General features: G+C 66.3%; 17 protein-coding genes and 1 pseudogene. 6 read left to right on the top strand and 12 right to left on the bottom strand.

Annotation, left to right across the window (positions count from 1 at the left end; all coding sequences use genetic code 11):
* Positions 1-216: 216 nt before the first annotated feature.
* The 9 genes from CFR72_RS17235 to CFR72_RS11230 all read right to left on the bottom strand — a co-directional run bounded on the left by CFR72_RS17235 (position 217) and on the right by CFR72_RS11230 (position 5,988).
* The gene (locus CFR72_RS17235; RefSeq protein WP_146220715.1) at positions 217-417 is read right to left on the bottom strand and encodes a hypothetical protein; all 201 of its coding nucleotides are present in this window, start codon (positions 415-417) and stop codon (positions 217-219) included.
* Between the two features lie 318 nt (positions 418-735).
* Complete coding sequence (locus CFR72_RS11265) at positions 736-1,689, bottom strand: ribokinase (RefSeq protein ID WP_208630024.1); 954 nt, start codon at positions 1,687-1,689, stop codon at positions 736-738.
* 43 nt (positions 1,690-1,732) lie between these two features.
* Positions 1,733-2,128 carry a GFA family protein gene (locus CFR72_RS11260; RefSeq protein WP_233044377.1) on the bottom strand — a complete coding sequence of 132 codons (396 nt, stop codon included), beginning with the start codon at positions 2,126-2,128 and terminating at the stop codon, positions 1,733-1,735.
* A 55-nt stretch (positions 2,129-2,183) separates the two neighbouring features.
* On the bottom strand, positions 2,184-2,651 hold the full coding sequence (locus tag CFR72_RS11255) for a hypothetical protein (protein WP_146220714.1): 468 nt from the start codon (positions 2,649-2,651) through the stop codon (positions 2,184-2,186).
* 114 nt (positions 2,652-2,765) lie between these two features.
* Positions 2,766-3,209: a hypothetical protein gene (locus CFR72_RS11250; RefSeq protein ID WP_110914037.1), complete on the bottom strand. Its 444-nt coding sequence runs from the start codon at positions 3,207-3,209 to the stop codon at positions 2,766-2,768.
* Positions 3,194-3,832 (bottom strand): 5,6-dimethylbenzimidazole synthase, encoded by a 639-nt coding sequence (bluB, locus tag CFR72_RS11245; protein WP_110914036.1) that lies wholly within the window; start codon positions 3,830-3,832, stop codon positions 3,194-3,196. The genes CFR72_RS11250 and bluB overlap by 16 nt, the downstream gene beginning before the upstream one ends.
* A 62-nt stretch (positions 3,833-3,894) precedes the next feature.
* Positions 3,895-4,533: a hypothetical protein gene (locus CFR72_RS11240; RefSeq protein ID WP_110914035.1), complete on the bottom strand. Its 639-nt coding sequence runs from the start codon at positions 4,531-4,533 to the stop codon at positions 3,895-3,897.
* A gap of 217 nt (positions 4,534-4,750) precedes the next feature.
* On the bottom strand, positions 4,751-4,945 hold the full coding sequence (locus tag CFR72_RS11235) for a hypothetical protein (protein WP_110914034.1): 195 nt from the start codon (positions 4,943-4,945) through the stop codon (positions 4,751-4,753).
* A 164-nt stretch (positions 4,946-5,109) separates the two neighbouring features.
* The gene (locus CFR72_RS11230) at positions 5,110-5,988 is read right to left on the bottom strand and encodes an aldose 1-epimerase family protein (RefSeq protein ID WP_110914033.1); all 879 of its coding nucleotides are present in this window, start codon (positions 5,986-5,988) and stop codon (positions 5,110-5,112) included.
* 275 nt (positions 5,989-6,263) lie between these two features.
* Here CFR72_RS11230 and CFR72_RS11220 point away from each other — a divergent pair, with 275 nt between their 5' ends.
* Positions 6,264-7,349, top strand: coding sequence for a hypothetical protein (locus tag CFR72_RS11220; RefSeq protein ID WP_146220713.1), 1,086 nt, complete (start codon positions 6,264-6,266; stop codon positions 7,347-7,349).
* Between the two features lie 476 nt (positions 7,350-7,825).
* On the opposite strand, the gene CFR72_RS11215 is transcribed toward CFR72_RS11220, so the two are convergent.
* Positions 7,826-8,539, bottom strand: coding sequence for a Crp/Fnr family transcriptional regulator (locus tag CFR72_RS11215; RefSeq protein WP_110914030.1), 714 nt, complete (start codon positions 8,537-8,539; stop codon positions 7,826-7,828).
* Between the two features lie 381 nt (positions 8,540-8,920).
* Positions 8,921-9,607 carry a TetR/AcrR family transcriptional regulator gene (locus CFR72_RS11210; RefSeq protein WP_110914029.1) on the bottom strand — a complete coding sequence of 229 codons (687 nt, stop codon included), beginning with the start codon at positions 9,605-9,607 and terminating at the stop codon, positions 8,921-8,923.
* Between the two features lie 844 nt (positions 9,608-10,451).
* On the opposite strand from CFR72_RS11210, the gene bcsA reads away from it, so the two are divergent.
* The 5 genes and pseudogenes from bcsA (at position 10,452) to CFR72_RS11185 (ending at position 23,784) form a co-directional block, all read left to right on the top strand.
* The gene (gene bcsA / locus CFR72_RS11205; RefSeq protein ID WP_408869974.1) at positions 10,452-14,948 is read left to right on the top strand and encodes a UDP-forming cellulose synthase catalytic subunit; all 4,497 of its coding nucleotides are present in this window, start codon (positions 10,452-10,454) and stop codon (positions 14,946-14,948) included.
* Positions 14,949-15,173: 225 nt separating this feature from the next.
* Entirely contained in the window at positions 15,174-15,857 is a 684-nt protein-coding gene (locus CFR72_RS11200; RefSeq protein ID WP_110914028.1) for an SGNH/GDSL hydrolase family protein, read from the top strand.
* A gap of 70 nt (positions 15,858-15,927) precedes the next feature.
* A complete protein-coding gene (locus CFR72_RS11195) occupies positions 15,928-17,088 on the top strand; it encodes an acyltransferase family protein (RefSeq protein WP_110914027.1) in 1,161 nt (386 codons plus the stop codon).
* Positions 17,060-22,540 (top strand): annotated as a pseudogene (locus CFR72_RS18380) (cellulose synthase subunit BcsC-related outer membrane protein). Before CFR72_RS11195 ends, CFR72_RS18380 begins: the two are co-directional and overlap by 29 nt.
* Before the next feature lie 206 nt (positions 22,541-22,746).
* A complete protein-coding gene (locus CFR72_RS11185; protein ID WP_110914026.1) occupies positions 22,747-23,784 on the top strand; it encodes an MBL fold metallo-hydrolase in 1,038 nt (345 codons plus the stop codon).
* A 50-nt stretch (positions 23,785-23,834) separates the two neighbouring features.
* Here CFR72_RS11185 and CFR72_RS11180 read toward each other — a convergent pair whose 3' ends face one another.
* Positions 23,835-24,446, bottom strand: coding sequence for a TetR/AcrR family transcriptional regulator (locus CFR72_RS11180; RefSeq protein WP_167400358.1), 612 nt, complete (start codon positions 24,444-24,446; stop codon positions 23,835-23,837).
* Positions 24,447-24,544 lie beyond the last annotated feature (98 nt).

Raw genomic sequence — 24,544 nt, 5'->3', positions numbered from 1 at the left:
GGATGATCAGATGCCTCGAGCATGGTTCTGCCCTCCAGAGAGTTTCAGCAAGCACACTCTGACACGGCGCGGCTCGCTATCCACTCCTCATGGAATCTGAATGTGCGAGGCCGTGGGCGCAGGGAACATCCGGGCGGCCTGATCCCGCCCCGGTGGGCCGGATGTCAGGATATCCGTAAATATCCTGACATGAACGGGGCCTGAAAAATGATCTGGTTAGCGTTGGTTATAAATGAGCGCGGAGAGAAGGTTGCCATTTCCAACAATATTGGAACTTGCATCCAGTGTCCGGTTCAGGATCTTGTCGTAATTTCCGATAACGACGCCATTCTGGCCCTTTGCAAGTACACGGTCGCCCATGTCGTCGATATATCCAATAACCCTGTTGCTGGAATCTCGTACTACTTCTGTGGCCATTGTTATATTTCTTCCCTAAATGCCTAGTTATTAAATAACTATAATCAAAATTCGCAATCAGTAATAATGTTAAAACCCCATGCCTAACCCGCGTTTTTCCAATGCATTCTCTCCCCTTGTTCCCCGCACCTGTGTAAAGGTCATGGTTTCCAAAGGTCCGCGACCTTTGGTGGGGGTTCGGGGGCAAGGCCCCTGAATGTGCAGGGCCGTCGGCGCATGGAACATAGCGGCCTGCCCCGGCCCCGGCAGGCACACGCCCCCTGCACCCTGATCCATTAAAACGCATGGTGTCCAGAGGCCCGCGACCTCTGGCGGGGTTCAGGGGCGCGGTCCCTGACGGTCAAGCAACGCTTCGACCTCCTCCGCCGTGGGGGCGGCGTCTGCCGCGCCGGGGCGGGTTGTCGCCAGTGCGCCGCACGCGGCGGCATAGCGCACGGCCTGCTCCATTGGTGCGCCACAGGCCAGCATGCGCGCCAGTCCCGCGCCGAAACAGTCGCCCGCCGCCACGCTGTCCACCGCCGTTACGGCGAAGGGGGGCACGAACCCGTCCGTCCCGTCGCGGCGGGAATGGAAGACGCCGCGCGCGCCCATCTTGATGATGGCGCATTCCACCCAGCGCCGGTGCAGGATGGCGGCGGCCGCGCGGGCGGTGGTGGCGTCGGTGGGCAGGATACCGGTCAGGGCCTGCGTTTCGGTCTCGTTCGGGGTCAGGATGGTGGCCAGCGTGAACAGCGCATCGGGCAGGCCGTCGGGCGGGACGGGCGCGGGATCGACGATGATGGTCATGTCCTGCGTCCGTGCCTGGTCACACAGGCGCACGACGATGTCCGGCGGGATTTCCATCTGCATCATCACCACGCGCGCGCCGTCGAACACACGCGCCAGTGCCGGGACATCATCGGGGCGCAGCGTCATGTTCGCCCCGCCATGGACCAGGATCTGGTTTTCGCCCGCGTCATTGACGGTGATGAAGGCGCGCCCCGTTTCGCCCCCGGTTTCGGTGTGCACGAAACGCAGTCCCACGCCCGCGTCGGTCATCGCGGTGCGCGCAACCTGCGCCAGCGGGTCATCGCCCATCTGTCCCGCCAGTTCGACCACGCTTCCCAGACGCGCCAGGGCGACCGCCTGGTTTGCGCCCTTGCCGCCCAGTCCTGTTGTCGCGCTGCGGACATGCATCGTCTCCCCCGCATGGGGGAAGCGGTGCACGCGGCAGACGAAATCGACATTGATGCTGCCGATGACGGCGATATGGCCGGTGGGGAGCGGGATCATGACGGACCTCGTGCTGCAATCGGGGGAAATGGGAACGCGCGCGTCATGACGTGGCGGGAATGTCCTCCACATCAATGCACCAGCGCGCCTTGGACGCGGTGAAGATCTGGTGGCGTGGCGTCAGGCCCGGATCGGTATCCAGCGTGCCCGCCGGTACGATCATCCGCCCGCCGTCGCGCGTGGCATGGGGCAGGGGTGTGTGGCAGGTGGCGCAGGTCGCGGTGGCGAAGCTGCGCGCGGTGGGCAGGTCCCAGCGCCGGACCTGTCCCGCGCCGGTGCGCCAGTGCAGGTCGGCGGGACGGACGATCAGGTTGGCGGCAAAGGACGAACCGGTCGTCTTGCGGCACCGTTCGCAATGGCACAGCACGAAATCCAGTGGCGCGGCGGTGATGTCATAGGTCACGTCGCCACACAGGCAGCTTCCGCTGATGATGTCCATGAGCATGTGTCCTGCGAACGGGTTGGTGAAGGAGTGAATGTTTTTCAGGCAGTCCCTAGCCCTTCCACAGGGGGCCGGGCATTTCGTCGTAATGGTCCACCAGCATGTCCAGCAGCAGCGCCAGCGCGCCGGCGACATGTGTCTGTTCCGTGCCGAAATGCGCGGCGATGGCGGGCATGGTGCGTCCCTCCACCATCAGCAGCACCAGCAGGCGTTCGCATCGCGTGCCGATGGCGGTGCGGATATACTTGTAACGCTCGATCGCGCCCAGCCTGCTGTGCGACGGGCCTTCATGCGCGGGGCGGCGTCTGGGGTCGCGCTCCATCTGCGGGTCGTTGTGGCCCATGAAGCCGATGGCATAGTCGATGGCCCAGAATTCGGCGGCCAGCGCATGCGCATCCACGATCGCCCCGCTGCGGCGCAGCGCCGCAAGTGCTGGACGATGCTCGTACACCGCGGCGACATCGGGCCGTTCGGGCGGCGGCACCGCAGACGGGTGGCAGGACGGAACGGCAGCCGACACGCAGGAATTCTCCGGACTGTGGCGGGACCGGCGCAGGGGGCCGGGAATGTTAATGCAACCCTATCATACCTTCGGCGCAGATGCGATGGCCTGCCGCCGGGCATGCGCGCGACGTCAGGGGATGTTGCGCATCTGCTGGCGCAGGCGGGCTTCCTCGCGCTCGAAACGCGACCAGTCGCGGGCATAGGGATCATCGCCGGGGACATCTGATGCGATGGCGGGCCTGTCGGTATTGTCGGGCGCGTCGCGGCCGGGGGTGGGGCGGTTCATGTCCTGCCGCGCGGCGGCACCCGCGCGGGCATCGGCGGACCATGCGGCGCGGGCGCTGTCGTGCTGCGCGCGCATGTGGGCCATGGTGCCCTGCCATGCCTGCGCGCTGCTGGCGGCCTGCTGGTGCATGATGCCCGCCATGGGCGATGACAGCGCGCCGGGCCATCCCGCATTGCCCCACGCCTGCGCCCGGGCGTCATGCCCCGCACCGGCACAGCCCAGCAGCACGGCCAGCACGATCCCGCCCCATCCGGCGTGGTGGCGGCGGGGCGTCAGCGTGCGATCCATTGCTGGCGCGCGGGATCGCGCCGTTCCCAGCCACGCCGTTGCAGTTCCGGCGTGTCGGAAGGGTCCTGCGGATATCCGACACACAGGTACGCCACCAGTTCCCATCCCGGATCCACGTCCAGCATGCCGGCGACATGCGCGGGGTCGATGATGGAGACCCAGCCCACCCCCACCCCCGCCGCTGTCGCCGCCAGCCAGAAGGTGTGGATGGCCATGACCGTGGACCATGTGGTGGTCTGCGGCATGGTGCCCCGGCCCAGGCCACGCCCCTGCGCCGGGTCGTTGTCGGAAAACACCGCGACATGGTGCGGCGCATCGTCCAGGCCGGCAAGTTTCAGCCGCGCGTAATCGCCCGCGTCGGACCCGTCGCGCGCGGCGAGGGCTTCGGCATTGCAGCGCGCGAAATCCTCCCGCACGGCATGCCTGCGCGCGGGGTCGTCTACCCGGACGAAGCGCCACGGTTCGCTCAGCCCTACCGACGGCGCAAGGCACGCCGTCGCCAGCAGCCCGTCAAGCACCGGGGCGGGGACGGGATCGCGCCGGAAATGGCGCACGTCGCGCCGCCAGCGCAGCAGGGTTTCGAATTCCTTGGTAAACGTGCCGGAAAATCCGGGCTGGGTCATGACTGTTCCTTCGTGTGGCGGGTGCGGGCGGGGCCGCCATGGATCGCGCGCAGGCGTCGCGTTCAGTACCGGCGGCCATAGGCTGCCGGGCCGGGTTCCTCGGGCTGTGCCGGGCCGGCGAAGGCCGCGTCCTCCCAGAACCCGCCCGCCACTTCGTGCAGTTCGTCGAAGCTGGCCTTGTACCAGTCCACCTGGGTCGCGGTGCGCGCGGTGATGGTGAATTTCATGAACGGCTTGCCCGTGTCCCCACCATACGACCATCCCTCGCGCGAGAGGAATTCGAAATTGCACTGCTCACGGTGGCCAAAGCGCTGGAAGGCATGGTCCACCACGACGGGGGCGATCTCCTCCGCCGTGGCGCGCATGTAGAAATTGGTCCGCCGGCGCAGCAGGGGCGTGTCCACGTTGTCGAGGATGCCCATGCTGTCGAGTTCATTCGCGCTTGAGGCGAAGCGCCCGGCGTCAAAGGAGACCTGCACCGTGCAGCGGCCATACGCGCCATTGCCGGTGACGGTGACCCCGAAGCGCGCGTAATCGCCAAGGCCGGGGATGCCGACGCTGGCGGCATGGGCCACGGGGGCGGGGACAAGGGCGGGAAGGGCCGCGGACAGGCCCAGCACCAGCGCCCCCGACAGCGCGGTGCGCGACGTGTGGCGGAATGTGCCCCGGTGGAAACGGGGGCGGATACGACAGCGCGCCATCACGAATGTCCGGGCCTGTATCGGTCGTTCACGCGGGGTTCCTTATGCTGTGGTGCCGGCGGCGCATGGCGTGGCGCATGGCGCAAACAGATGTGGCGGCGCATCGCTGCGCCGCCACACATTATGGCATCATGGGCATGGAAAAGCATTATCCCCGATGCGCTTTATCGCGCCCCTTCCCCGATCGCGGGGGCCGGGGGCGCGACAGGCCGGGGCCTCAGCCGCGAATCGTGGCTTCGATGGCCGTGCGGACCGACATCGGCACCGCGACGCTGTTGAGCGTCGCGAGTTCCGTCATGCCGCGACGGCGGAACGCGGCGGCGAACCAGGCGAACAGACCGGCGGTCGCCTGGCGGGTTTCCTGCGTGCCGGGGGGAAGGCCGGTTGCGGGGACAAGGTGAAAAGTACTCATCTGAGCGTTTCCATGAGCCTTGGCGGGCACGATTGCCGCAAGCTGCTCCTGAGGCGGACGCTACGCCGTATTTCGCTGCTGGCAATATGATATTTTCGCAGCGTTTTCCCCCGTCCCATGATGTTTTTGCAATGCTTGTCCCGCAGGCGCCGCCGGGGGCGGTTTCAGACCGGGGCGACGTTCCATCTCGCGTGCCATTCCTGTCCGGGCGGCAGGTGGAACAGGCCGGGCTTGGTGGCGAATTCGCCCCTGAAATCCTGCGGGCTGCTCATGCCGTACCACGGTTCGATGCACAGGAAGTCGGCCCCCGGCTTCATCCACAGGCCAAGCTGGCGAAAACCCTTCCATGTGAAGCGCAGGCCCGGGCCGTTGGGGATGCGGTAGGTCAGGCCGTGGCTGGCGGGATGGTCGAGGATCAGCGCATCCTTTGCGAACAGGCTTTCCGACAGGGCGAGTTCACGTCCCACGATGGGGGTGGGGAACAGGTCGGGCGACAGCAGGCCGCCTGCGACGCGGCGCACCTTTTCGGGTTCGGGCTGGTCGAATTCGATGATGTGCGCATCCTTGGGCACGTCGGGGCGCAGCGGCCACACGAAGGCCGGATGCGCGCCGAGCGAGGCGGACAGCGTGCGCGTGGGGTCGGGATTGATGACGCGGTAATCCACCTCCAGCGCGCCATTGGCGATGCGGTAGGCGATCTTCAGCCGGAAGGCAAACGGGAACAGCGCGCGCGTCTGTTCATTGTCAGCAAGTTCGAGCACGCAGCCATCGGCATTGCGTTCGATCCAGCGGAAATCCATGTCGCGGGCGAAGCCGTGCTGCGTGATGCGGTAGGGTTTTCCGTCGAACAGCGCCGTGTCGTTGTCGAGCCGCCCGACAATGGGGAACAGCACGGGGGAGTGGCGCTTCCACGCGTCCCCGGCGTTCCACAGCAGGTCGCACCCAGCAAGTTCGTCATGCAGCGCGCACAGTTCCGCCCCATGCAGCGCCACCGTGGCGCGCAGGCGCGAATCGCCAAAGCTGTGACTGACGTCTTCATTCATCGCGTGTTTCCTTCTGCCGTGCGCATCTTCATGCGCGTCATGCGGGCAGGATGCCCGATTGTGCGGCCACGCCGCCAGCCTTGTGACAACAGGTGTGGTGTGCGCCCCCAAAAACATTCAGGAGTTTTTGGTGAAGCTTTTTTCAAAAAGCTTCGAAAGACGCCGCCTTTCTGGAAAAATCCGGCACCCCAAGACTTTTATTACTTTCGCCCTGTTTGCGCGGACACAGGCGCGGCGGTAGAAAGCCCCATATTCACCACAGCCACGGGACAGGCATGACGACGACGCCATCCTCCATGCCCCGGACATGGCGCGCCTTCGCGCTCACGCTGCTGGCCGTGGGGCTGTCGGGGGTGGGGGTGGTGTTCGCCTTCATCGCCGGCATGGATGCGTGGAATGTCCTGCCGGTGCACCTGCCGCTGTCGCGCGTGCCGACGGGGGGCAACGCGCGTTACACCATGGGGGCGCTGGCGCGCGACGGGCGGTTCGATGCGGCCATGCTCGGCACCTCCACCGCGCGCCTGATCCGGCCGGACATGATGGGGCCGCTGTTTGGCGCGCACTTCGTCAACCTCGCCATGAATAACGCCACCGCATGGGAACAGGACCGGCTGCTTGAGGTGTTCATGCAGGCCCATTCCGCCCCGCGGGTCGTCATGCTCGACCTTGACCATGTGTGGTGCCTGTCGGGCGATGACGCCGCGCGCGGACCGCATGAGCAGTGGACGGAATGGGTCTATTCCGCGCCGCCATGGCAACGGTACGGCCATATGCTCGACCTGTATGCGTTGCAGGAGGCCGCGAACCAGGCGCTTTACCAGCTTGGGCTGAAGGCCGACCATGCCGGGGCGGACGGATACCAGAGCTTCGTCCCCGATGACGCGACCTATGACCGTGCGCGGGTCAGCGCCAATTTCGCGCTGTGGCTGTCGGCCACGCCGGTCGCATCCCCCACGGCGCGGGTGGCGGCCGCGCCCTCGCTCGCGCTGCTGCCGCGCCTGCTGGCGCGCATCCCGGCCGATACGCTCAAGATCGTCTGGTTTCCCCCCGTCGCGCGGGAAATGAAGCAGCATGCAGGTCCCGCCCGCGCCATGGCCATCGCACAGTGCCGCGCGCGCATCGTCGCGGACATGGACCATGTGCCCAACGCCATCGTGGTCGATTTCGACATTCCCGGCCCCATCGCCGACGTGCGCGACAGTTTCTGGGACCCGCTGCATTACCGTACGGGGGTGGCGGCACGCATCACGCGCGACCTGGCGCGGGCGGTCCATGACCCGGAACGTCCCGCCGGGGAGTACGTGGTCCGCGTGGCGCACCTTTCTCCACAGGTCCGCGACATGGCGCGGCCGCCATCATGATGGTGTGTCCGGGGCATGGAAAGATGCCCGCATGAAAGGGGTGGACATAGCTTGCTTCACGAGTCGTTGCAGGCATCCGGGGACGTGCGCGGCGGGTGTGGATTCTTTTTGGCAGACAGGACTCGTATCTTGGCCTGCTTGGTCATATAACCGTTCCCCTTTTGGATCGGTATGCGATTCCTTGGCGGTTTTCCGCCATTTTTCAGAATCGCCGCAGAAGGCCGCCCATGCAGGATGCTCACAGATTTCCGGAAAGGTCTGTGGATAACTTTGTGTATAGTTTGTCGGGTGTGGGGATTGTCGGGGGTGGTCCGCGTCATTTCCCGGTTTGTTCCGGCGGATGTTCCGCCCGGTGTTCTCCTGCGCGCGTGGTCTCTTGCCCGGTATGCGCCCTGTCGGCCTGTTGCGGGCATGGGCGCGCCGGTCCGCGCCGGCCATATCGGCCGCAGGGGGCAGGGCAGGGCGGGCGGGCGCCCTTACAGGATCGTGCAGGACATCGCGGCAAGGCGCGACGGGGCCAGTAGCTGGATGACCTGGCGGGAGCGGTGGATCATCTTTTCCTGGTGAAAGACGCTCATCAGTCGCGACACGGTTTCCGTGGACAGGCCGAGGTAATCCGCAATGTCCGCGCGCGACATCTGTAGCGAGAACGGAAGGTGGATGTCGCTGCCATTGTTGCGCGTCGCCTCCCTCAGCAGGAAACCGGCCAGCTTTTCACGCGCGGTCTTGCGCCCCAGCGCCAGCAGGCGTTCCTGTATCATCACCAGTTGCGATGTCGTCTCCTCCAGCAGGCGCGACAGGATATCCGGCGCGTTGACGAGGATATACTCGAACATCGTGCGGCTCAGCCTGTTGACCGTGACATCGGAGATCGCCTCCGCCTGGAACATGTAGAGTTCCTGCGAACTGGTGCCCAGGATATGCCCGCTGCCGACAAAGCCGACGATCTGGCTGCGGCCGTTGGGCATGGATTTCGACAGCTTCACCGTCCCGTGGCGCACAAGGAAGGTGTAATGCGCGGTGGCGCTTTCCTCGATGATGACGTTGCGGGGGCGAAAGCGCGTCTCCCGGCAGGTGGTGTGGTGCTTGTTGCAGAAGTCCACGATGTCGCGGCACAGGCGGTCAGGCATCGGGGGAAAGGACGGTATCCCGTTGTGCGCCGCCGGGGAGGTGAAGGGGGTCGTGGGCATCGCGATGCTGTCTTCTTCTGCCGGTGAAAGGGGGAAGCAGGCCGTTGGGACCGCCTCTCGTCAGCCTGTCTCTTGTGGCCGTCATGCGCTGCGGGTCAGGGCGCGGCATGGATGGGGCGTTCCATCATGGCGGCCCCTGCGGGCGTTACGAAGGGGCGGACACGCGATGTCGGCACGAAACAGGCATGGGGATAACAGCATCACACATGCATCGTGTCAATAATTTATGTATTTTTATTTAAAGATTCCTAAAAAATACATTAATAATTCAAACTATTTTTTATGAATAACCATTATTGTTACAGGTTTGTAAAGCATTTGTGTGCAGACATCCCCATCTGTCGCCACGAATGCTGTAACATGTCCCCCGTCCGTTCCGTATCAGCACGGCCCATCGGGGCGGGCGACGTCGCGGGCGGCCATCATGCCCGCTGGCGCATGCCCCTGCAGCAGGCGGTTGGTCGTGAACAGGTCGAGGATATGCGCGACGAAGGTGCGGATGCTGTCCTCGCGCTGCTGTTCCAGCGGGATGTGCCCTTCGGCGATCATCCCCGCGAGGCCGTGGCTCATGGCGAAGATGCAGTATCCGGTATGCGCGACGCCCTCCCCCGCCGGGGCGGTGGCGCAGTCCGCCGATTCGGCGCAGGGGAATTCCTCCGCCTCCATCAGGTCGCGCAGGCGGTTGAAGGTGCGTTGCGCCGCACGGCTATAGCGCGGGTGCTGCGCCGTGTCGGTCAGGTAGCCGAACATCATGCGGTAAAGCTGCGTATGGCGGCATGCGAACTCCACATAATGCGTGACCGTGCGTTTCAGCGCGTCATGGCGGCTGGCGGAGCGGTGGGCGATATGGCCGATCATGTCGGAAAAATCATCCAGGCAGTCGGCCGCGATCTCCACCAGCAGCATGTTGAGCGACGCATAGTGGTTGTAGAAATTGGCGGGCGCGACCCGGACCTCCCGCGTCAGGCGTCGGACCGACAGGTCCTCCAGCCGTTCGTTCTGCAGGATGCGCAGCGTGGCCAGGCGCAGGTCCTCGGCCACGTTGCCCTTGTGATAGGGGCGCGCCATGGGGCTGGTTCATGTCAGATATTGCATTTCTGATATCAGATTCTTGCATATCCATGGCTTTGTGCGATCTTGCTGCGGGGAATCGTGTAACGCATGGGCCGCGCCATGTTTGCCACAATGGCATGGTGGCGCAGAACCTGCCCGCAGGAGGAGTGATGTAAACGGTACCCAGCCATTCCCGGAATCTCAGTGTGAAAAATGATCAGGTTTGATCTGTGACATGCCATGCATCCCTGCTTGGGGGTATCATACCGCGCATCCTGATTCGTCGCCGGGGGGAGGGCGCCGGCACGAAAAGGGGAAAGTATGTGTGGTATGAATTATAGTCCCATGGTGTAAGTCATATATTCTTAAAGCATGCCGAAAGCCCGGAAGTCCATGCGGGGGACAGGGGAAAAATCAGGAAATAATTCCTTGTTGTCACAATATTACGTGCGAATGGTGTATGGTGTTTTAACCTGTCCGGTTCTGGAAACGGTACTGTACCGTATGGAATCGGATTATGTCGACATGATGGCCACGAACCCGTTTTGCCGCCCGCAGGGTCATTAAGTTGCTTGACACGTTATGGGGTGGCCGGTAGATGCTTTTTTAAGGCAATATTAACAGTGTTCATAAGTGCCTGAAATCAGGACGGATATGAGGGCCTGTCAGACCTGTCCCGACAGGGGGCGATGCCGGGCCATGGCGTGATTGCGGCATGGAAGCTGTTGGCTAATGACATGGATGTCGGGATGGACCCGGCTGTCTTGCGGAAATCGGGGACGTGCGGGCACGTCGCCGGAAGGGCCGGACGGTCGGGCATGTCCCGTTTTATTGGAATTCCGAAACGATGTACGGGACGATGATGTACAGGGATATCCTGAAACGCCTGCGTCTTGAGCAGTTTGTAAACTCCCCCATCGTTTCCACCTTTTCCCCTTTCGTGATGATCGCCGTCGGGGTTTTCCTGATGCTGATGGTCGGCGGCGTCACGATGTCAACCAACAGCCAGGCGCTCGTCTCGTGCGGGACGCTCCTCCTGTTCTTTGTGCTCAAGGGGCGCAAGGGGCGGGGGATCACGTGCTTCCTGATGATGCTCTCGCTGCTGGTGTCGCTGCGCTACATGGTTTGGCGCCTGACCACGACGCTGGAACTGCACTCGCCATTGCAGGCGGTGCTGTCGCTGCTGCTGGTGCTGGCGGAACTCTATGCGCTGATGACGCTGTGCCTCAGCTATTTCCAGATGTCATGGCCGCTGGACCGCAAGCCGCTGCCGCTGCCGCCCGACACCGCCGACTGGCCCGTGGTCGATGTGTACGTGCCGTCCTATAACGAGGAACTCTCCCTCGTGCGTTCCACCGTGCTCGGCGCGCTGGCCATCGACTGGCCGGAGGACAAGCTCAACGTCTACATCCTTGATGACGGGCGCCGCAAAAGCTTCCACGCCTTCGCGATGGAGGCGGGCGCGGGCTACATCATCCGCGACCAGAACAACCACGCCAAGGCCGGCAACCTCAACCACGCCCTGCGCGTGACGGAGGGGGAATATGTCGTCATCTTCGACTGCGACCACATTCCCACGCGCGGCTTCCTGAAGAAGACGATCGGCTGGATGATGGCCGACCCGAAGCTTGCGCTGCTTCAGACGCCGCATCATTTCTATTCCCCCGACCCGTTCCAGCGCAACCTTGCCTCCGGGCAGCATGTCCCGCCGGAAGGCAACATGTTCTATGGCCTGGTGCAGGATGGCAATGATTTCTGGGACGCAACGTTCTTCTGCGGCTCGTGCGCCGCGATCCGCCGTTCGGCGGTGCTGGGCATCGGCGGGTTCGCGACCGAGACGGTGACGGAGGACGCGCACACCGCGCTGAAGATGCAGCGCGAGGGATGGCACACCGCCTACCTGCGCGAACCGCTGGCCGCCGGGATTTCGACCGAACGCCTGATGCTGCATATCGGCCAGCGCGTGCGCTGGGCGCGCGGGATGCTGCAGATCATGCGGCTCGACAACCCGCTGCTTGGCCCCGGCCTGCACTGGCAGCAGCGGCTTTGCTACCTCTCCGCGATGTCGCACTTCCTGTTCGCGATCCCGCGCCTGATCTTCCTTGCCTCCCCGCTGGCGTTCCTGTTCCTGGGGCAGAACATCATCGCGGCTTCGCCCTATGCGATCCTGGTCTATGCCTTCCCGCATGTCTTCCACTCCATCGCCACCCTGTCGCGGGTGGAGGGGCGGTGGCGCTATTCCTTCTGGAGCGAGATCTACGAGACGACGCTGGCGCTGTTCCTGGTGCGGGTGACGATCATGACGCTGCTGAACCCGCGCAAGGGGGAGTTCAACGTCACGGACAAGGGCGGCCTGCTGCAGAACGAGTATTTCGACCTCAACGCGGTCTATCCCAATGTCATCCTTGCCGGGATCCTCGCCGTTGCGCTCGTGCGCGGGATCGGCGGGATGCTGTGGGAATATCATGACAGGCTGGCGCTGCAGTCCTTCGCGCTCAATACGCTGTGGGTGGCCGTCAGCCTCATCATCGTCCTTGCCTCCATCGCGGTGGGGCGCGAAACCCGCCAGATCCGGCACAAGCCGCGCGTGCGCGCCAACCTGTCGATCACGCTGGTGGACGAGGAAGGGCACCATTACCACGCCCATACCAGCGACATCTCCCTTGGCGGGATCGCGGCGCGGCTTTCGACGGAACACGCCCTGCCGACACAGACGCGCATCACGATGCTGTACCAGGACAGGAAGGACGGCATCGACGTGCGCATCCCCGCGCTGATCCTGTTTTCCAAGCCGGGCACGCTGCACCTGCAATGGTGTGTCGATGACCTTGAGGTGGAGCGCCAGATCGTCGAGTTCATGTTTGGCCGCTGCGATGCGTGGGCCAACTGGGCCGATTTCCAGCCCGACCGCCCGCTGCGCAGTTTCCTGATGGTCCTGCGCAGCATCGGCGGCCTGTTCCGCCGTGGCCAGAAACTTTTCCGCTGGCAGGCCCCGCAGGAAGCGCCGCTGGAGGAAGCCGAACACGTCAAAGAAGAAAAACTGGAGAAAAAGAGCCTCGTGCTGATGGGCCTGTCGGCCGCCAGCGCGCCTTCGCTTGCGCAGGCTCCTTCCCCCGCCACGCCCGCCCCGGGCGGACAGGCGGAGGCCCCGACGGTGCCGACGGCACCGCCGCCGCCCACGCAGCCACCGTTGCAGCCGCCGCCGGGCACGCTGCCGACGGCCCCGCAGCTTGCGCCGGCCTCTGCCGGGGAACAGGTGCCCCCTGCCACCGCGGTACAGCTTCCGGCCGGGCCTGCGACGCAGCAGTTGCGCGCACGCCTGTCCGAACGGACCGGCGTGTCGCCAGCCGCGCCGTTTGGCGACACCAATACCGGCGCGCTGCCCGCGGATGCGTCCGCCCCGCCGATCGACCCGGCGGATGCCGCGCGTGTCGCGGATGGGGAAATCACGCGCACCTCCACCTTCCGCGACCTTGGCCTTGCGACCGGGCCGCTGACGCTGCGCGGATTTTCGCCGCTGCAGGGCCTGGATGTCATCGTGCCCGCCAACCGGGTGGTGACGCGCGCGCGCATCACGCTGACGGGGGCGCTGTCGCCCTCCCTCCTGCCGGAGGCCAGCGCAGTGAGCGTCACGCTCAATGAACAGTATGTCGGCACGATCCGCGTCGATCCCGAACATCCGCGCTTCGGTCCGGTCAGCTTTGATATCGACCCGCTGTATTTCACCGGCGACAACAAGCTGAACTTCCACTTTGCCGGGGAATACCGCCGCGACTGCAACGACCTTTACAACGAGGTGCTGTGGGCGCGCATCTCCGACCTGTCCACCGTCACGCTGACGACGACGCGCATCGCGCCCGACCGCAAGCTGTCGTACCTGCCCGCGCCGTTCTATGACCCGAACCTGCGCACGCCGCTGCGCGTGCCGGTGGTCATGCCCAACCCGGATGCGCACGGCATGCTCAAGGCGTCGGCGCTGGTGGCGTCGTGGTTTGGCAAGCTGGCGGATTTCCGCACCGCGTCCTTTCCCGTCTCCACCACCATCCCGGCATCGGGCAATGCGGTCGCGATCGGGGAAAACCTGCCCATCGACACGCGCGGCACGCGGCCTGTCGGCCCGACCCTGTCGGAAGTCGAAAACCCCAATGACCGGCTGGGCACGATCCTGGTCATCACCGGCCGCAACGCGCAGGAGGTGGAGGTCGCGGCCCGCGTGCTGGCGTTCTCCCCCGATACGCTGGGCGCGGTGGCGACGAAGGTGGTCGATGACGTGACGCTGCAGCCGCGCCGCCCGTATGACGCGCCTGCCTTTGTCCCCACGGACCGGCCGGTACGCTTTGGCGAGCTTGTCGCCGCAAGCGACCTGCAGGGCGGGGGGTTCGCGCCGCCGGTCATGGCGCTGCCGTTCCACCTGCCGCCCGACCTGTATTCGTGGCGCAACCGTCCCTATCCCATCGACCTGTGGGTGCGTACGCCCGGCGGGCCGGTCGTGGACCTGGAGACGTCGCGCCTGGATGTCCACCTGAACAACAACTACCTCGACAGCTTCACGCTCAAGCCGCCAAGCCTGTGGCAGGCCTGGTCGGAACGGCTGGTCAACCAGCACGCGGGCGCGGTCGAACATGCCGCCGCCCTGCCGTCATGGCTCCTGTTCGGGCAGAACCAGTTGAAATTCAGCTTTGACGCCCGCCCGATCGACCGTGGCGTGTGCCGCCGCACCCCCGATGACATCCACATGAGCGTCGATTCCGATTCGTGGATGGATTTCCGCCGTGGCTACCATTTCGCACGGCTGCCGAACCTGTCCTACTTCGCGGAGGCCGCGTTCCCGTTCTCGCGCATGGCGGACCTGTCGGAGACGACGGTCGTCGTGCCGCACCACCTTGATGTGGGCACGGCGGGGACGTTCATGGACCTGATGGGCTTCTTCGGTTCGACGACGTGGTATCCGGCGTCGGGCGTGCAGGTGGAGGACGTGAGCGAACTGGCGGACCATCCGCCGCAGGGTGACATTGTCGTGCTGGCGACGGCGGGCGATGCGCCGAAGTTCGCGGAACTGCTTGCGCGCTCCCCCTATGAACTGTCGGACGGGCATATCCGCGTGGGCCAGCATATGGGCCTGCAGGGGATCTGGTACCTGTTCCAGGACCATGACCATGCCGGGTTGCAGGACGGGGTGCAGGCCAACCTGAACGCGCCGATCGCCGGGGCGGGTGTCCTGATCGGGGCGCAGTCGCCGTACCGTTCGGACCGTTCGGTCGTCGCCCTGATGGGGGATACGCCCGGCCGCATGCATGACCTTGTCATGGGCCTGCGCAGCAAGGCTGCTGCGCCGCCGTGCCCGCAGGCGCCTTGAAGAAGGCAACCAGATCAAGGACACGCCTGACGCAGGGCACTAGGACTGGTGCATTGCGCGCGCCGTGCGATGCCGCGGGCCGGCGTGTCCCCGGTGGCATGCCCCCGGTGGCATGTTCCCGGCGGCGTGCGCCACGGGTGACGCGCGTGCCTGCATCGATCCGGCATGCCGGCGCGCACATGACGCGCCATGGCATGGAAATACGTTGAGGGAGTTTACTGAAAGATGAGCGCACTTCTTGCTGGCCTGACGCTGCTGATCATCGGGGACAGCCATGTTGCCTTCAAGGATTCGCTCCTGTCGGTGCTGCCGGACGAATTTTCCCGCCAGGGGGCGAAGGTCGTGACCTATGCGGTGTGTTCGTCCACGGCGGCGGACTGGGTCGTGCCCACGCCCAACAACGGCTGTGGCGCGACGCAGCGCATCGGCGACGAACCGGTGAAGCCTGCCGACATGAAGCCCGCCGCCCCGCCGCAGATCGGCGGCCTGATCCAGAAATGGCATCCCGACGCCGTCATGGTCATCCTTGGCGACACGATGGGGGCCTATGGGCAGAAGGCCGTTTCCGCCAGTTGGCTGGAGGAACAGGTGAAGACCCTGACCGATGCGCTTGGCGGTACGGCGTGCATCTGGGTCGGGCCGACATGGGGGCAGTACAGCCCCCGCTATGGCAAGACCGACCAGCGCGCGCAGGAACTGGCGGGCCTGCTGAGGGCCGATGCCTCGCCGCCATGCACCTATGTCGATGGCACGCAACTGATGCCCAGGGGGAGCATCAGCACCACCGATGGCATCCACGCCACCACCGCGAGTTACCGCGCATGGGGGGATGCGATCATCCGCGCCACCCTGCCTGATCTTGAAAAGCTGAAGGATGCGGCCCCCGGCGGGCCCCCCGCGACGCCCTGAGTACCGGCGTCGTCCCCCGCTACTCCATTTCCGCGCCCCATGTGATCCTCCCCATGTGCAACACAGGCCGATGCAACAGATGACCGCCATCATGCCCGCCAGACGCAAATGGCGCGACGGACTGCGCGAGGAGTTCTTTCCCCGCGACCGTCGCCGTGACATCGACGGACTGCGCGCGCTGGCGGTTGCGGCGGTGGTGCTGATGCATGCGGGATGGCTGTCGGGAGGGTTTGTCGGCGTGGACATCTTTGTCGTCATCTCGGGCTATTTCATGGGGCGTTCGGCACTGATGCAGGACCCGTTCCAGCCCGCGCGCTTTGCCTGCCGGCGGCTGTACCGCCTGCTGCCCGCGCTGTTGTGCATGGTGGCGGTGATTTCTGCTGGGATGCTGTGGTGGGTGCTGCAGAGCGATCGCGCCGACATCGCGCTCAATGGCGCCTATGCGCTGGTGTACCTGTCGAACATCTGGGCGGCGGGGCATGTCGGCTATTTCGAGGGGCAGGCCCTGGCCTATCCGTTCCTGCACACCTGGTCGCTGTCGCTGGAGATGCAGTTCTATGCCGTCATCTTTGTCGTCGCGGTCATGCTGCCGCGCGTGCGCTGGCGGCTGTATGCGCTGCTTGGCATCCTTGCCGTGTCGGCGGGATGCAGCCTGCATGACCATCTTGCGGGGGACGGGCAGGGGTACTACCGCATCACCGACCGCATGTGGGAATTCGCGCTGGGCACGCTGATCTGGATGCTGCCGCGCCCGCGCCTGCCGCGCGCGGTGGCCAACGTGGCCTATGCGCTGGCGCTGTGCGTGCTGGTGGGGGCGTGCGTGTTCTATGTGCGCGATTATGCCTGCCCGTCATGGGGGGTGGTGTTTCCCTGCCTGGCGGTGGTGGCCATCATCATGCTGCCGCATACGGACGTGGCGCGCGTGACGCTGGGGCCGGTGTCGCCGCTGGGGGTGATTTCCTATTCGGTGTACCTGTGGCACTGGCCGGTGATCGTGCTGGCGAATTACCTGCTGATGTTCCAGGTGGCGGGCCTGACGATGGCGGGCGTGCTGGTGGTGGCCCTGCTGGTGGGGCTGCTGAGTTATGTTTTCGTGGAACGGACCTTCCTTGATTACGAAGGACGGGCCGGCACCGTGGCACGCAACCGTGGCGCGCTGGCGCTGGTGTGCGCCTGCGGACTGCTTTCGGCGGGGTTGGGATATGTCTCCTATACCTCGCGTGTGCATTGACGTGCGGGCCAACGGACCCGTGGGCAGGGATATGATGCAGCATCGTGCAACCGTGCCGGGGCCTGTCGTGCCCCGGCTTTCCCACGCGTCCCGCGGGCGTGCGCCGCGCAGGTGCGCCACCCTGCTGGGGGCAACGGCCCTGTGGGGCATGGCGATGGGCGGCATGGCGGTCGGCGGCGTGGGCGTGGCGGGCGTGCTGGTGTGCACGCCGGTTGCGGCATGGGCGCAGTCCGCATCCGCGGGCATGGCGGGGGACGATGCGACGGACTGGGGGGACGGCACCCCGGCCCCCGCCCCGTCATCGCAGGCGACGCGCACCGCCGCCCTTGACCCGGCCTCGCTGGAAATGCGCCCCGTCACGTCCGCGCCGGATCCCGCGTCGCTGGAGATGCGTACCGCGCCCTCCGCCCCGGTGCAGGCGCCCCCTGCCGCGCCCGCGGCCCCTGCGGCCCCCATGTTCGAGACGCACCCGGTCGCGTCCGCCCCGGCCACATCGGGGACCCGGCCGGGCGCGCCGGACCCGGCCTCGCTGGAGATGCGTCCGGCCCCCCTCGATCCGGCATCGCTGGAGATGCGTTCCCCACCGCCTGCCCCCACCGCCGCGCCAGTAGCACCGGCCACGCCTGCGCCTGCCAGTACGTCCGCGAAGGCGTCTGCCCCTGCATCGGGCGGCGCACCTGCCAGCGCGCCCACGAAGCCGCCTGCCAGCGCACCGGCCAGCACGCCTGCCCCCGCGTCGGGCAGTACACCCGCCAGTTCCGCGCCAGGCAGCGCGGCATCCCCCGATACGGATACCGACATCGGGGACGACGCCCCGGCCGACGCGGCGGAAGGGACGTCCACCGGTCCCGCGCCATCGGGGAAGGCCGCGGCCACGCCCGCACCTGCCAGCACACCCGCGAAACCGCCCGCCAGTGCGTCGTCCGACACGCCTGCACCCGCGTCGGGCAGTGCCCCTGCCAGTTCCGCACCCGGCAGCGTGACGTCCCCCGATACGGATACCGACACCGGGGACGATGCCCCGGCCGATGCGGCGGAGGGGACATCCACCGGCCCTGCGCCATCGGGGAAGGCCGCGGCCACGCCCGCACCTGCCAGCACACCCGCGAAACCGCCCGCCAGCACGTCGTCCGGCACGCCTGCGCCCGCGTCGGGCAGTACACCTACACCCGCCAGTTCCGCGCCCGGCAGCGTGGCGTCCCCCGACACGGATACCGACATCGGGGACGACGCCCCGGCCGATGAGGCGGAAGGGACATCCACCAGCCCCGCGCCATCGGGTAAGGCAGCGGCCACGCCTACGCCTGCCAGTGCGTCCGCAAAGACGCCTGCCCCTGCCGCCAATGTACCGAACGGTAACAGACCTGCCGCCCCCGCGTCGGGCAGTACACCGGCAGGTGCCGCCGCCAGCGGCGGGACCGGTGCCGAGCCCCCGGCCGATGCGACGGAGGACCTATCCACCGATCCCGCACCATCGGGCACGGCAGCAGGCGCGTCCGCCCCCGTCGGCACCCCTCCGGCCAGCAGCGCCGCAGCCAGCACGAAAGCCGACACCGCCCCCGGCGGCAGCGGGGCCGATACCGGGGGCATGTCCCCCAATTACGGACGGCAGGAGGCAGCCCCCACCCCCGCGCCGCGCGTGCCGGATTCCCATCCCTATATCGTGTCGGACCAGGACGAGGCGAATACCCCGTTTGCAGCGCCCCCGACCGACATCACCCCCATGGACGCACAGCGTTCGCAGGCGATCGACGCCGCGACGCAGCGCCTGGCCCATGCGACGGAAATCTTCGACCTGCTGCTGGAGGAGGGGCATTACTGGCTGACGCATCGCGACATGGTCCGCGCCCATGAGGCCGTCCACCGCGCCCTGCAGATCGATCCCGACAGCACCGATGCCCTGTTCCTGCAGGGACGGATCGAGGTGGCGCGCGGGAATTTCGAGGACGCGACGCGCCTGGCCAACGAACTGTCCCACCATCAGGGTGTCGCGGACGAGGTGGCGCAGCTTCGCGGGATGATCCGCACCGGCCCGCTCAATGAAAAGCTGCTGGCCGAGGCCCGCGCCCTTGTCGCGCAGGGCAAGATGCATGACGCGATGCTGAAATACCGTCAGCTTTTCGGCCAGGGCGAACCGCCGCCCGAACTGGCGATGGAATATTACCGCATCCTTGGCGGCACGCCGGTCGGCTATGCGGAGGCACGGGAGAAACTGGCCGATTATGTCGCGCGCAACCCGCATGACCTTGGCGCGGCGCTGACCTACTATCAGGTCCTGACCTATCAGGCCGTGTCGCGGACGGAGGGGATGGCCGGGCTTGAACGGCTGATGTCCGGGCAGGTGCCCGCGGGCATCCGGACCGAGGCGATGGCGGCATGGCGTGGCGCGCTGCTGTGGGAATCGGTGTCGGGGCAGACGGTCCCGCTTTATGACGAATGGCTGTCGCTGCATCCCGATGACCGCGAAATCCGCGACCTGCGCCAGCGCGCGCTGGCGGAGCAGGGACGGCTGGATGCCGCGAACGACCGCATGCAGGGCTATACCCTGCTGGCGCAGCGCCGCTATGGCGATGCGGAGGCGCTGTTCCGCAAGGCGCTGGCGGTTGATGACACGGATATCGAGGCGCTGGGCGGTCTGGGGTATGTCGCCGAATCGCGCGGGCAGCGCGAACGCGCGCGGGCGTATTTCCTGCGTGCGCGGGCGCTGGACCCCGACCATGTGGCGCGCTGGGACGTGGCGCTGAAAAGCCTCGATGGCTGGAACATGGGGGCGAAGGGCGGCCGTGGCGGCGGGCCGGACCTGCTGGTGGCGGGGATCGCGCGCGCCATCGCGCTGGGTGAATTCGGCCGCGCGCAGGAAGGGCTGGAGGTGCTGGCGCGCCGCCGGGGCAGCCAGTTGACGCTGCTGTCGCTGCGCGGTGCGCTGGCGCGGCGCGAGGGCAACACGGCCGAGGCGATCCAGGATTATCGCGCCATCGTGCAACGCTGGCCCGACAATGCCGATGCGCTGTTCAACCTGGCCGACATCGCGGCGCAGGACGGGCAGGAGGACGAGGCCCGCGCCCTGATCGCGCGCCTTGGCCGCGGGCATGAGGCGATGGTCGCGCATGTGCAGGGGCAGATCCTGGCGGCGCAGGCGGAACGCGCCACCAGCGATGACCAGCGCATCGCCCTGCTGCTGCGCGCGGTGGAGACCGACCCGCGCAACCCGTGGCTGCGGCTGCATCTGGCGCAGGCGCTGGACCGGACCGACATGCCCGAACGCCGCGCGCAGGCCGCACGGATCATGGAATCCCTGACCGCCAGCCCCACCGCCAGCACGGAGGCGCTGCAGGCGGGCATGATCTATGCGCTTGACCACAATGACGACGCGATGGCGCAACGCCTGCTGGCGCGCATCCGCGCCGATGACCGGTCGAGTGACGTGGACGTTCTGGCGCAGCAGATCGCACTGGCGCAGCAGATCCGCGACATTGACGCCGCCCCGCATTTCGACCGCACGGGCCTGATGGCGCTGGCGGATCGCGCCGATCCCAGCGGGGCGCGCGGGCGGATGATCGCCAATGCGTTCATCGACCACAACATGCCCCAGGCCGCGCGGGAAGTGCTGGTGCACGAGGAAAGCCTGACCCCCGACCCGCAGCCGTGGGAGATGCTGTCCTATGCCGGGCTGTACCTGCAGGTACATGATGCGGCCGATGCGCGTCGCTGCCTTGATGTGTATGACCAGATGGCGCACAGGCCGGATGTGCATGTCACGTCGGACCAGACGCGCCTGCGCCTGCAGATCGGCCTTGCGCTGCGCATCCTCGATGCGGAGGGGCTGGACGCCCACGGCCATGCCCGCCGTGCGCAGGCCGAACTGGCGCCGCTTCTGGCGCAGTACCCGAACTCGGTGGACCTGCACCTTGCGATGGGCCGTGTCTATCAGGCGCGGGGCGAACCCGTGCGCGCCCTGGCGGAGGATCAGGCGGCGCTGAAGCTGCGGCCCGGCAACATCTATGCCCTTGCCGCCGCCGCGCGCGATGCGGGCGGCGCGGATGACATGAAGACGGCGCGCGCCTATGCCGCACGGCTGGAGGCGGTGGCGCCCGACAGCCCCCTGACATGGGAAATCCGCGCCGAACTGGCCCGGATGGACCATTCCATGCGCGAACAGCTTTCGGACCTGGACCATGTCCATGCGCAGCAGTGCGACATGCCTGGCGTGGTGCATTGCGGGCGGCGTGAAAGCCTGAAGCCGGATTACCGCTGGCCCGATATCGACAGCCAGTATGTCAACCTGCGTGGCGCGCCGCTGCCTGATACGTACCATTACCTGCATCAGGACGACCAGATCCAGGCCACCGACCGGCAGCGTGTGTACCTGCGCGATTCGATTTCGCCGCAACTGGATGCCAATACCTTCGTGCGCAGCCGTACCGGCACGCCGGGCCTGCGGCAGTTGACGGAATTCGCGGTGCCGATCACCGCGACCGTGCCGTTCGGGACGTGGGACCATCGCCTGTCATTTTCCGTCACACCGACGCTGCTGTTCACGGGCGACCCGCTTGATCGCGCCAATTCCGCGAGGCAGTTCGGGACGGTGGCGGTCAATGGCGCGCATGCGTGGGCGTATCATCATTACGACACGCAGGGCGTGGGGCTGAACCTCAGCTACTTCAACCGCTGGTTCAATGCGGATGTCGGGTCCTCGCCCCTGGGCTTTGCGGAGACGAACGTGGTGGGGGGCGTCGAATTCTCGCCGCACCTGACCGACAACCTGATCCTGCGCATCAGCGGCGGGCGGCGCATGGTGACCGACAGCGAACTGTCCTATGCCGGGGAACGCGATCCCGGCACCGGGCGGCGCTGGGGCGGGGTGACGCGCAATTTCGGCCATGGCGCGCTGGAATGGGGCGAGGCCGGGTGGAATGCCTATGCCGGGGGCGGGTTCGCCTATCTCGAGGGGCACAATGTCGAAGGCAATACCGAGACCGAGGCCGGGGCCGGGGGCAGTGCGACCGTATGGCAGTACCACGAACGCCAGCGCCTGCGGGTCGGGGCGGACCTGATCTATTTCGGATACAAAAAGGATTCCTACTTCTTCACGTGGGGGCAGGGGGGCTACTTCTCCCCGCATGAATATTTCGCCGCGATGGTGCCGGTGTAATGGTCGGGCCATACCAACCGCTGGACATGGTTCCTGCGTGGCGAGGCGGGATATCAGGAATATCACAGCAGGGGCGCGCCGTACTATCCCACCAGTTCGCTGCTGCAGTCGGAGGTCACGCCCCCCGATTCCTATGGCGGGTATGGGGCCAGCGGCCTTGCGGGGAATGCGCGCGGGCGCATCGTCTATCAGGTGGACCACCGTTTCCGCGTGGGGCTGGAGGGCGGGTACACCCGCTCCGGCCCGTGGTCGGAAACCGACGGGATGCTGCTGTTCCATTATGCCTTTGACGGGCAGTGAGGACAGGAGCGGCAACAAGGGTTTCCGGGCGCCGCCTTTTTTCAAAAAGGCGGCGTTCTTCCCAAGCTTTTTGAAAAAGGCTTCAACAGGCACTTTTTTATGTTTTCTTCGGCGGCGCCGTGCGTTTCCCGTGCAGGAGGGGGGCGGATTTGCCACGGGGGAACCCGGCGCGACATACTGCTGTCTTCGCGCCGGAGAAAGCCTGCATGCCGCCATTTCGTGTCACCGACCATTGCGATGGGACCCGTTTTTACAATCCCCCCGCCATCCTGCCGCAGGGCTGGACCCCGCGCAGGCTGCGTGCGCTGGCGATCTGGAAATGGCAGCGCAACCGCCCGCCGTCGGACTGGCCCGCATGGATCGACAACCCAGCCCCCACCGGCGACCCGTACCAGCCACCCGCACCCGGCGCGGTGCAGGTGACGTTCATCGGCCACAGCACGTTCCTGCTGCGCATCGCGCGCGCGGACGGGTCGGTGGTGACGGTGCTGACGGACCCGATCTTCTCGCAACGGTGTTCGCCCGTGCAATGGGCCGGGCCGAAACGGGTGCGCGCGCCGGGCCGGGCGCTGGCGGACCTGCCGCCGATTGACGTCATCCTCGTCTCCCACTGCCATTACGACCATATGGACCTGCCATCGCTGCGTGCGCTGGCGCGGCGGGGGGACGACCCGGTGGTGGTCGTGCCGCTGGGCAATGCGCGCCACCTGCGCGGGACGGGAATGCGGCGCGTGGTCGAACTCGACTGGTGGGAGGGGGTGGAGACGGCCGGCGTGCGGATCACCGCGACCCCCGCGCGCCACGCCACCGCACGCACCCCCTTTGACCGCAACCGCAGCCTGTGGGCCGGGTTCATGATGCAGGTGCCCGGCGCGGAGGGACGCATGCAACGGGTGTTCTTTGCCGGGGATACGGCGCATGGCCGCCACTGGGGCATGATCCGCGAACGCCTGGGCGCGCCGGACGTGGCGCTGCTGCCGATCGTGGCGTACAACCCGCGCGACCTGATGGCGGGCGTGCATGTCACGCCGGAGGAAGCCTGTGCCGGTTTTGTCGAACTTGGCGCGCGGCGGGGGATCGGCATGCATTTCGGCACGTTCCGCCTGACGGATGAACCGATGGACGAACCGGCGCAGCGCCTGGCGCGCGCGGTTGCGGTGGCGGGACTGCCGGCGGACAGGTTCACGACGCTGGAACATGGCGCGTGCTGCGATGTCGTCTGCGGGGAGACGGCCCAGGAGTGAAAAGCAGGGTGGCGGTTTGCGAAAGGCGGCGTCCTTCGCGAAACCGTGGCCTACAGCGTGAGGGAGGGCCTGCAATCGGGCAGCAGTCCCTGCAGGATCCGGCGCGTGGTTTCCAGCGCGCGCGTCAGGCGGCGGGTATTGCGGTGGATCTTGAACGCCACCGCGTTGCCCAGCCAGAAATGGAACAGTTCGCGCGCCACGTTCGCCGGTTCGATGACGGGGCAGATCGACCCGTCGCTGATGCCCGCGCGAATCCCCCCGTCCAGAAGCCCGACCAGCATGTCGATCCCGCGTTCCATGACCGCGCGCATGCCGTCGGACAGTTCGCTGACCTCTGACCCGATCTTGACGATCAGGCATTTCTGGCGCGGGTCGGGGCTGGATTCACGTTCCGCCCATGAGGACCAGTACGCCATCATCCGGTCCAGTCCCGTCAGGTGCGGGCTGGCAAGGAACATGCGGATCGCCTCTGCATGTTCGCACATGTTATACTGTAGCAGTTCCTGCCCGAACATGTCCTTGGAGGAGAAGTAGTAATAAAACGACCCCTTGGGCACGTGGGCAGCCTCCAGCACGTCATTGATGCTGGTATTGACAAAGCCCTTCCGTGCAATCAGGGGCCATGCCTGTTCCAGCAGCCTCAGGCGTGTGGTGGCTTGCATTGGTGTGGCGGCCATTCTGACGGCTTATCTCCTTGGCGAAGGTCGGGCGGGCCATGGCATGTGTCCGGGCGGACATGGCGCGATCATGCGCATGGCGT

It is taken from the genome of Gluconacetobacter entanii, from assembly GCF_003206495.1.
GTDB lineage: Bacteria > Pseudomonadota > Alphaproteobacteria > Acetobacterales > Acetobacteraceae > Novacetimonas > Novacetimonas entanii.
This window is presented reverse-complemented; position numbering and strand designations above follow the sequence as displayed.